The organism is Chromobacterium sphagni (assembly GCF_001855555.1).
GTDB classification, from domain to species: domain Bacteria; phylum Pseudomonadota; class Gammaproteobacteria; order Burkholderiales; family Chromobacteriaceae; genus Chromobacterium; species Chromobacterium sphagni.
Map to the genome: position 1 here is coordinate 1 of NZ_MKCT01000063.1, position 9,226 is coordinate 9,226.

A 9,226-nucleotide genomic window follows, 5' to 3' on the forward strand; every position below is an offset into this window, starting at 1 on the left:
GGGGCGGTTTTCAGGCGCAAGCCGTTTCAGACCCAACCAGCCGGCCTTCGTTCAAGCGCAGCACCCGCTGGGTGCGCCCGGCAAGGTCCAGGTCGTGGGTGACGATGATCAGGCTGGTGCCCAGCGTCTGGTTCAGTTCCAGCATCAGTTCGAATACCTGGCGCGCGGTTTGGGCGTCCAGGTTGCCGGTGGGCTCGTCGGCCAGCAGGCAGGCCGGTTCGGTGACCAGCGCCCGCGCGATCGCCGCGCGCTGGCGCTCGCCGCCGGACAGCTCGCCCGGCTTGTGCTCTAGCCGCTTGCCCAGCCCCACCCGCTCCAGCATCGCCTCGGCGCGCTTGGCCGCCTCGCCGCGGTTCATCCGGCGGATCAGCAACGGCATCATCACGTTTTCCAGCGCCGAGAATTCCGGCAGCAGGTGATGGAACTGGTAGACGAAGCCCAGCGACTCGTTGCGCAGCTTGCCGCGCTCCTGTTCGGTCAGCTTGGAGAGGTCCTTGCCCAACACCTCCACCATGCCGTGGCTGGGGCTGTCCAACCCGCCCAACAGATGCAGCAAGGTGCTCTTGCCGGAACCGGAGGCGCCGACGATGGCCAGGTGCTCGCCGCGGTCCACGTCCAGACTGACGTCGCTGAGCACGTCCAGCGCCAGCTTGCCCTCTTCATAGCGTTTACCCAGCTGGCGGCAGCTCAATACCTTATTCATAGCGCAGCGCCTCCGCCGGTTGGGTGCGCGCCGCGCGCCAGCTGGGGTACAGCGTGGCGAATAGCGCCAGCAACAGGGAAATGATGGTGATGGTGGAAACATCGCCCCACTGCACGTCGGACGGCAGGTAGTCGATCATGTACACCTCGCTGGACAAGATCTTGCTGCCGATGATGCTTTCGATCACCGGCACGATCACGTCCAGATTCAGCGCGATCACCACCCCGCCGACGGCTCCGGCCAGCGTGCCCAGCACGCCGGCCACCGCGCCCTGGATCATGAAGATCTTCATGATGCTGCCCGGCGATGCGCCCAGCGTGCGCAGGATGGCGATGTCGGCCTGCTTGTCGGTCACCACCATCACCAGCGTGGACACCAGATTGAACGCCGCCACCGCCACGATCAGCGTCAGGATGATGGTCATCATCCGCTTTTCTATCTGCACCGCGCGGAAGTAATTGGCATTGGTGTCGGTCCAGTCGGTAACCATCAACTGCGGCAGCTGCGGCCGCAAGTCGGCCTTCAGCTGCGGCGCCAGCATCGGATCGTCCAGCTTCAACCGGACGCCGCTGACGCTGTCGCCCATCCGTCCGAGCAGCTGCGCGTCGCGCAGATTGATCATCGCCAGCGAGGAGTCAAACTCGAACATGTCCACCTTGAACAGGCCGGTCACGGTGAACTGCTTGGAACGCGGAATCATGCCGGCCGGGGTGATGTTGCCCTGCGGCGTCATCAGCGTCACCTTGTCGCCGACGCCGACGCCCAGTTGGCGCGCCAGCTCCACCCCCAGCGCCATGCCGAAGCTGCCCGGTTTCAGCGCTTCCAGCCTGCCGGCCACCATGTGGCGGCCCACGTCCACCACCTTGTCCTCCAGCGCCGGCTCGATGCCGCGCACCAGACCGCCGCGCACATTGCCGTAGGCGACGAACAAGCCCTGGCTGTTGACGAAGGGCGCGGCCGCCAGCACGTGCGGCTGGCGCGAGAGCATGTCGCGCGCGCCCTGCCAGTTGGCCAGGCGGCCGTCGTAGCTGCTCACTTCCAGATGGGAAGCCACGCTGAGGATGCGGCCGCGGATTTCCTTCTGGAAACCGTTCATCACCGACAGCACGATGATCAGCGCCGCCACGCCCAGAGCGATGCCGACGATGGAAATCAAGGAAATAAAGGAAATGAATCCATTGCGGCGCTTGGCGCGCAGGTAACGCAGCCCGATAAAGGCTTCAAATGGCATCAAGACGGTTCTCTCATTCGGGACGGTAAGGGTTGTCCAGGTTCTGCATCATCGCCACCATGAAGTCGCGCACCTGCTTTTCGTCGCAGCCCATCAGCACCGCGTCCTCGAAGGCGTCCTGTGCCATCTGGGCGATCTCCTCCAGGTTTTCGCGCATCACCTTCAATTTCTCGACGCAGGCCACCACATTGCCGTCGGGGTCGCGCCACACCGGTATTTCCATATTCAATGCCATCGATCCAGTTCCTGAAAACACGATGCCCGCCAATGCGGGCATCGCTATCGGCCAGGCCGCTCAGTGCCTGCCCTTTTTCTTCTTGCCGCCTTTCGCCGCCTTGCCGCCGGTCTTGCCGCGGGCGGCTTCCGCCTTGCACTTCTTGTGGCCCTTGCGGCATTTCGCCTCGGCCGCGGGCGCGGACTTCTTTGCCGCGCTCTTTACGCTGATGTCATCCGAAGTATCCGCCGCCTGCCCGGCAGTGCTACGATTGACCCTGCGCGCGCCATTGAAACGCGCGCTCCAGTAGCCCTGCGACAGGTTGGACACCTCGATGTTCTTGCCGGTTCGCGGCGCGTGGATGAACTTGTTGTTGCCCATATAGATGCCGACATGGGAATAGCTGAAACCACGGGTATTGAAGAATACCAGGTCGCCCGGCACCAAGTCGGCGCGCCCCACCGACTTGCCCACCTTGGCCATTTCGGCGGCGGTGCGCGGCAGGTTCACCCGCAGCGACTTCTGGAACACATAGCGGATGAAACCGCTGCAGTCCAGGCCATCGTCAGGGGTATTGCCGCCAAAGCGGTAGGCGACGCCCAACAGGCTCATCGCTTGCAAAAGCAGATCGCCCACCGCATCCTCTTGGGGCGCGGCGTATTTGGATATGGGATCGTCCGGTTTGTCCGGCGCCGCGCTTTCTGTGGCGGCCTTCCCCTCGGCGGGGGCCTTGTCCGGTGTAGCCTTGTCTGGCGCAGCCTGGGCGAAAACCATGAAGCCCGCCAGCGCCAAAGCTGATAAGCGGAGTTGCAATTTCATAGGCCGCACTCTATCGGACGGGACCGGTAGTGTAAAGCCAGGCGGGACAGCGGAAAGCACATGATTCGGGAAACCTTGATTGCAATGCGGGACTTACCGCGACTAAGAGAAATCAGCGGAATTTTGATCCGTCATGGCCTGGGAGAGTTCGCGCAGCGGCTGAAATTGCCGCGCGCGGTGGAAAAGGCCGGCGAGTGGCTGAACCTGGGACTGCCGGACGGCGAATCCGGCCAGCCCACCGCGGTGCGGGTGCGGCAGGCCTTCGAGGAACTGGGCCCCACCTTCATCAAACTGGGGCAGATCCTGTCCACCCGGGTGGACGTGTTCCCGCCGGACTGGATAGACGAATTCGAAAAACTGCAGAACCAGGTGCCGCAGGTGCCCGCCGCCGCGGTGAAGAAGCTGATCCGCGACGCGCTGGGCGCCGAGCCGGACGCCTTGTTCGCCGAATTCGACATGCGGCCGATAGGCTCGGCCTCCATCGCCCAGGTGCACCGCGCGCGACTGCAGGACGGCCGCGAGGTGGCGGTCAAGCTGCGCCGCCCCGGCATCATGGACAAAGTGGAGGCGGACCTGCGCATCCTGGCGCACCTGGCCCACCTGCTGGAGCTGGAATTCCCCGAACTGCGCCGCTACCAGCCGTCCGGCATCGTCGCCCAGTTCTCGCGTTCGCTCAGGCGTGAGCTCGACCTGGCGATAGAAGCGCGCAATATGGAGCGCTTCGCCAAGGACTTCGCCGACGATCCGCACGTGGTGGTGCCCGGCGTGCACTGGACCTACACCAACGCCGCGGTCAATGTGCAGGACTTCATAGACGGCGTCGCCGCCAGCGAGCTCTCCCAGCTGGAATCCAGCGGGCTGGACCCGGTGCTGCTGGCGCAGCGCGGCGCCGACGCGGTATTGAAGATGATACTGGTCAACGGCTTCTTCCACGCCGACCCCCACCCGGGGAATGTATTCTTCCTGGCCGATCACCGCATCGCCTTCATCGACTTCGGCATGGTGGGCCGCATCAGCCATGTGCGGCGCGACGAGATCGTCGACCTCCTGTCGGCGGTGGCCGAGCACAACGAGCACGGCATCATCGACGTGCTGATCGAGTGGACCGGCAACACCCCGGTGGACATGCAGAAGTTCGCCGACGAAGTCAGCGAGTTCATGTTCCAGTACGAACACGTGCCGCTGAAGGGGCTGAACATCAGCCAGCTGATCGCCGACATCATGACGCTGATCCGCAACCACGGCATCGTGCTGCCGCCGGACATGGCGATGTTGTTCAAGGCGCTGATCACGCTGGAAGGCCTGGGCCGCCAGCTCAATCCCGATTTCCAGCTGGTGGCGCACATCACGCCCTTCGTCAAGGAGCTGATCGTCGCCCGCTACCATCCGGCGGCGCTGCTCAAGCGCGGCCGCCAGTCGCTGTCGGAGGGACTGGAGATGATCACCGGCCTGCCGCGCGACCTGGTGCGCATCGGCCGCGACATGCGCCACGGCAAGTTCCGCGTCAACCTGGACCTGCAGCGTCTGGACAACTTTGGCAAGCAGCTGGACCGCAGCAGCAACCGGCTGACCATGGGCATCGTCACCGGTTGCCTGATCATAGGCTCGTCCATCGTGATGACGGTCAACGCCGGCCCCAAGCTGTTCGGCCTGCCCCTCTTCGGTTTCGTCGGCTTCATGCTGGCGCTGTTCAACAGCGTGTGGCTGGTCTGGTCGATCTGGCGCTCGGGCAAGGACTTATAACCGCCGCAACGCCCTTTAAGACGGTTTGGCGATACGCAATCTCACCGATATCAAGTTGCCGCGCAGACAACCGATAGCGAAGTCTATGGACTCACCGGACTTGCGCCATGAGAATCGCCTCCGTCACCGAAAAGCTGAGCAGCAGCTTCAGCCAGACCCAGTCGCTGGACCTCAAGCAGAGCATCAGCGTTCGACAGCCGCCACTCATCCAAACCGTGCCCGACGACAACGTCCAGCTCAGCAGCGAGGGCCTGCAAAGCCTGCTTTCATCGGGGATGGGCATGGATGACGACACGCTGTACAGCCTGCTCAAGGCCGTGCTGGAAAAAGCCTTCGGCATCCATATCCGGCTGTGGGACGGCCAGCAGCCCGGCAGCGCGATCGTTCCGGAGACATCGCCGCCGCAGGTGGACACACAGCAGAGCATGGATTACCAGCAGACGCAGCAGTTGGGTTTCGCCGCCAGCGGCCAAATCACCACCCAGGACGGCAGGCAGTTCCAGTTCTCGCTGAACGTCAGCATGCAGAGCCACTACCAGTACCACAGCGACTCCAGCAGCCAAAGCGGCGGCCACCCCACCGACCCGCTGATGGTCAGCCTGGGCGGAGACGCCGGCAGCTTCAGCGGCGCCACTGTCAGCTTCGACCTGCAAAACAACGGCCAGATGATCAACCTGCCCTTCTCCAGCGACGGCGGCTGGCTGGTGCTGGACAAGAACGGCAACGGCCAGATCGACAACGGCAGCGAGCTGTTCGGCCCGCAATCCGGCGACGGCTTCGCCGATCTGGCCAAGCTGGACAGCAACCACGATGGGGTAATCGACGAATCCGACCCGGCGTATGCGCAGCTGAAAATCTGGACCGGCCGCGTTGACGGCAAGGACCAGCTGGAAACGCTGCAGCAGGCCCATATCGGCGCCATCCTGCTGCCCAGCGTCAGCACGCCGCTGACCATACGCAGCAGCGACGCCAGCGCCAGCCCGCAGGCGCAGATGGAGCGCTCCGGGGTGTTTCTGCAAGACGACGGCCAGGCCGGCATGATCAGCCAGGTGGACGTATACAGTTGAACGCCGTCAGTCCGGCGGGCTGGTGATGTCGGCCTTGAACCATTTGCGCGACAGCGCCATCAGCGTGCCGTCGCGCCGCAGGCTGCCGATGGCACGGTTGACCGCCGACAACAGCTCGGGGCTGCCCTTGCGCATAGTCACGCAGGCATCCTCCCGCGCCAACATGCGGCCCGACGCCACCAGCTCGCCATGCGTGGTCAGCATCAGATTGAACGCCGCCAGCCGGTTGATCACGATGGCGTCCACCTCGCCGCGGCGCAGGCCGTCATACTTGACCAGGTCGTCGTGGTACAGATGGATGTGGGCCTGCGGCGCATTGGCGCGCAACCACTGCTCGTAATTGGTGCCGGCGCCGACGCCGACATGGGCGCCGGCCAGATCGGCGGCGCCGCGGAAGCGGGTCAGATCGGCCTTGCGCACCACCATCTGCAAGCCGGAATAGGTATAGGGTATGGAAAAGTCGAACTTGCGGCTGCGCTCGGTGGTGGCCACCACCTGATTGATCACCACATCCACCCGCCCGGCAGTCAGACTATCCAGCATATGGATCCAGCTTATGGTCTGAAACCGCGCCGCCACCCCGACCTGCGCGGCCAGCGCCCGGCCAAAATCCACTTCAAACCCCTGCAGTTGCCCGGCCGCCATCAGGCTGTAAGGCGGAAAAGTCCCCTCCAGGCCGATCTCCAGCTCTCCCTTGCGCTGAATGCGCGCCAACGCGTCTTCCGCGCCGGCCGGCGCGGCGGACGATAGCAGGCACAGCAACATCAGCAGGACTCGCAAGCACCACCCTGGTTTCATCGATCACCTCCCGCCACGCATCGTCCGTCGGCCTCGCTGGCCTTAAGGATGGTTCCGCAATGCCTTCAAGATAGGCCATCTCCGCCGGGATGGCTTCCCCGAACACGGCAACAAACCGCCAAGCCTTGCTGGGCAAGCTTTTGCCGCCAAGCGCGGGGAAAAACCGGCCGCGCGCCTGGCCCGCATGCGGCGCGCGTATGAACGGTGAAAAACGTAATTGACCAATTAAATGATAACGATTATCATTTACTAAATCCCACACAAGGAGCAGATCGATGAACGCCATGCTGGTCGGAGCCGACACTCTGGGCAACATCCCCGACGTGCTGCAGAACTACGGCATCACCATTCACCGCCATCTGAGCGGCCGCAACAGTTCGCACCAGCGCAAGGTGGACCGCCTGCCCGCCGGCACAGAACTGTTGATCCTGTTCACCGATTTTCTTGGCCACAACGTGATGCGCCACTTCCGCGAACTGGCGGCAGAGGAAAAAATCCGCTTCATCGCCTGTCGCCGTTCGGTCTGCTCGCTCAAGCAGTCTCTCACCGGCGCCGGCATGTGTGAGAACCCATGCGCCGGCTGCCCGCAGCGCGCCAGCGAAAAGGCCGGCAAACGCAAGCGCTAGCCGGCCGACGGCAAAGCTTTTCTCTAAGCTCTACCTTTTGTAGATTTGACGAGCCGGCCAACGCCGGCTCTTTTTTATCTCAGCCGCCCGCCAGCATCACCGACGGCGGCAGCCAGCGGCGCTGGCGCCAGTCGTTCTGCTGCTGCCGGTCCATGAAGGTCCACGCCACCAAACGGCTCTGCTTCTGGCCTTGCGCCATCGGGATGGTCCTGCTGTACGTCACGCTGGCCTGCTTCAACGCGCGGTTGATCGCCGTCAGGCTGGCGGACTTGGACACCAGACTGGTGAACCAGTACACCCGGCCGGCCAACGCCACGCTCTCCTCCACCATCTGGCAGACAAAGGCCTCCTCGCCGCCGGCGCACCACAATTCGCGGTTCTGGCCGCCGAAATTGAGCTTTGGCGAACGCTTGCCGCTATCTTTCCCCAAGTTTTGCCACTTGCGGCGCGCTGCGGCGTCAGCCTCGGCCTGCGAGGCATGGAACGGCGGATTGCACAGCGTCAAGTCGAAGCACTCGTCGGCGTCCAGCACATGGCGGAAAATCGCTTTGGACGAAATCTGCCGCCGCAACTCGATATGCGCCGCCATGTCAGGATTGGCCGCCAATATCGCCTGCGCATTCTGCATGGCCTCATCGCTGACTTCGGTGCCGACAAAATCCCAGCCATACTCGGCATGGCCGATCAAAGGATAGACCGCGTTGGCCCCGACGCCGACGTCCAGCGCGCGGATGCCGGCTCCATGCGGAATGCCGGTCTTGTGCCCCAGCGCCAACAGATCGGCCAAGGCGTGGATGTAATCGGCGCGGCCCGGAATCGGCGGACACAGGTAGCCGGCCGGAATGTCCCAGTCGTTGATGTTGTAGAACAGTTTGAGCAGCGCACGGTTCAAGGCTTTTACCGCCGCCGGATTGGCAAAGTTGACCGACTCGTCGCCAAAGGCGTTCTTGCCGACATAGTTCGCCAACCCAGGGCTGGCCGCAATCAGCGCGGCAAAGTCGTAGCGCCCCTGATGGCGGTTGCGCGGGTGCAATTGGGCGGCAGACGTGACAGGCGGCTTGGCGGACATGGGAACTCCTGGAGCGGTGATGCGGGCCGGGCCGACGCGATGCGGCCCGATAAAAGGCGATACTATACCCAAGTTAGCCGATGGCGGCGCGCACACAGCGGGGCAGCCGGGCTGCGCCGCGCCGTTTGCCAGACCGCAAACCGATGCAAATGGCGGGCAATAAAAAAACCGGCCGCCGCCGGTTTTCGCCATTCAAGCGCATCCGCTCACTCGCCCAGCCCCGCCCGGCGCGCCGCCTGCTGCAACAGAGCCAACTGCTGCGAAAACTGACGGCAGTTGCCGCACAGCAACAGGTGCATCCGCAGTTTCAGATGCTCCGCGGTGCTCAATGGCCGATCCAAGCCGGCGGAAATCAGCCGGCTGGCCGCGCGGCAACTCAACTTCATAGCTCGCCCTCCCGGCTCCAGCGTATGGAAAAACATTCGCGCAGGCTCATCCGCGCGCGGTACAGCAGCACCGAACAGTTGGTCGCGGTGATCTCCAGATTGTTACAGATGTCGGCGATTTCCATCCCCATCACCTCGCGCATCACGAATACCATCGCGGTGCGCTTGGGCATCACCTTCGAACACTGCTCGAACACCTGCCAGAACTGCTGGGAGATCAACTGCGACTCCGGCCCGCTCCAGGCCTTCAGCGGCTCGCGCCAATGGCCGTCCCGGCTGAACAGGCCGTCGAAATCGCCATCGTCCGCCTCGTCCTCCAGCGATTCGAACAGCTTTTCGCGCCCCTTGCGACGCATGCCGTCTATCAACTTGAAACGCAGAATGGAGGTCAGCCAGGTGCGCAGCGTGGATTTGCCGGAAAAAAATTATCCTGCGACTCCAGCGCCGCCAGCAGCGTTTCCTGCACCGCCTCCTCGGCCGCGTCGCGCTCGCGCAGCTGCGCCAGCGCGTAACGCAGCAGGTAGGGCCGCTCCTGTTCTATCAGTTGGGCGTCTATCATCCCGGTCTACT

At 63.6% G+C, this 9,226-nt stretch carries 12 protein-coding genes; 3 read left to right on the forward strand and 9 right to left on the reverse strand.

The window, feature by feature from the left end:
* Positions 1-10: 10 nt before the first annotated feature.
* Genes lolD through BI344_RS19330 form a run of 4 tightly spaced genes read right to left on the reverse strand, consistent with a single transcriptional unit; the run spans position 11 to position 2,967 of the window.
* Positions 11-703 carry a lipoprotein-releasing ABC transporter ATP-binding protein LolD gene (gene lolD, locus BI344_RS19315; protein ID WP_071114444.1) on the reverse strand — a complete coding sequence of 231 codons (693 nt, stop codon included), beginning with the start codon at positions 701-703 and terminating at the stop codon, positions 11-13.
* Positions 696-1,937, reverse strand: coding sequence for a lipoprotein-releasing ABC transporter permease subunit (locus tag BI344_RS19320; protein ID WP_204378094.1), 1,242 nt, complete (start codon positions 1,935-1,937; stop codon positions 696-698). Before BI344_RS19320 ends, lolD begins: the two co-directional genes overlap by 8 nt.
* Before the next feature lie 10 nt (positions 1,938-1,947).
* Positions 1,948-2,169, reverse strand: coding sequence for a hypothetical protein (locus tag BI344_RS19325; RefSeq protein WP_420837180.1), 222 nt, complete (start codon positions 2,167-2,169; stop codon positions 1,948-1,950).
* A 60-nt stretch (positions 2,170-2,229) separates the two neighbouring features.
* The gene (locus BI344_RS19330; RefSeq protein WP_083339015.1) at positions 2,230-2,967 is read right to left on the reverse strand and encodes a C40 family peptidase; all 738 of its coding nucleotides are present in this window, start codon (positions 2,965-2,967) and stop codon (positions 2,230-2,232) included.
* 123 nt (positions 2,968-3,090) lie between these two features.
* Here BI344_RS19330 and BI344_RS19335 point away from each other — a divergent pair, with 123 nt between their 5' ends.
* Both BI344_RS19335 and BI344_RS19340 read left to right on the forward strand, forming a co-directional pair.
* Entirely contained in the window at positions 3,091-4,710 is a 1,620-nt protein-coding gene (locus BI344_RS19335; protein ID WP_239690944.1) for an ABC1 kinase family protein, read from the forward strand.
* A 107-nt stretch (positions 4,711-4,817) separates the two neighbouring features.
* Positions 4,818-5,777 carry a hypothetical protein gene (locus BI344_RS19340; protein WP_071114448.1) on the forward strand — a complete coding sequence of 320 codons (960 nt, stop codon included), beginning with the start codon at positions 4,818-4,820 and terminating at the stop codon, positions 5,775-5,777.
* Between the two features lie 6 nt (positions 5,778-5,783).
* Here the strand turns inward: BI344_RS19340 and BI344_RS19345 are convergent, their stop codons facing one another.
* Positions 5,784-6,575, reverse strand: coding sequence for a transporter substrate-binding domain-containing protein (locus tag BI344_RS19345; protein ID WP_071114449.1), 792 nt, complete (start codon positions 6,573-6,575; stop codon positions 5,784-5,786).
* Positions 6,576-6,850: 275 nt separating this feature from the next.
* On the opposite strand from BI344_RS19345, the gene BI344_RS19350 reads away from it, so the two are divergent.
* Positions 6,851-7,201, forward strand: coding sequence for a DUF2325 domain-containing protein (locus BI344_RS19350; RefSeq protein WP_071114450.1), 351 nt, complete (start codon positions 6,851-6,853; stop codon positions 7,199-7,201).
* 79 nt (positions 7,202-7,280) lie between these two features.
* Here BI344_RS19350 and rlmF read toward each other — a convergent pair whose 3' ends face one another.
* The 4 genes from rlmF to BI344_RS25505 all read right to left on the reverse strand — a co-directional run bounded on the left by rlmF (position 7,281) and on the right by BI344_RS25505 (position 9,215).
* A complete protein-coding gene (gene rlmF, locus BI344_RS19355; protein ID WP_071114451.1) occupies positions 7,281-8,270 on the reverse strand; it encodes a 23S rRNA (adenine(1618)-N(6))-methyltransferase RlmF in 990 nt (329 codons plus the stop codon).
* 206 nt (positions 8,271-8,476) lie between these two features.
* Positions 8,477-8,656 (reverse strand): zf-HC2 domain-containing protein, encoded by a 180-nt coding sequence (locus BI344_RS19360; protein WP_071114452.1) that lies wholly within the window; start codon positions 8,654-8,656, stop codon positions 8,477-8,479.
* A complete protein-coding gene (locus BI344_RS19365) occupies positions 8,653-9,024 on the reverse strand; it encodes a sigma factor-like helix-turn-helix DNA-binding protein (RefSeq protein WP_241499407.1) in 372 nt (123 codons plus the stop codon). Before BI344_RS19365 ends, BI344_RS19360 begins: the two co-directional genes overlap by 4 nt.
* 20 nt (positions 9,025-9,044) lie before the next feature.
* Positions 9,045-9,215, reverse strand: a complete 171-nt coding sequence (locus tag BI344_RS25505) for a sigma factor (protein ID WP_241499408.1) — start codon at positions 9,213-9,215, stop codon at positions 9,045-9,047.
* Positions 9,216-9,226 lie beyond the last annotated feature (11 nt).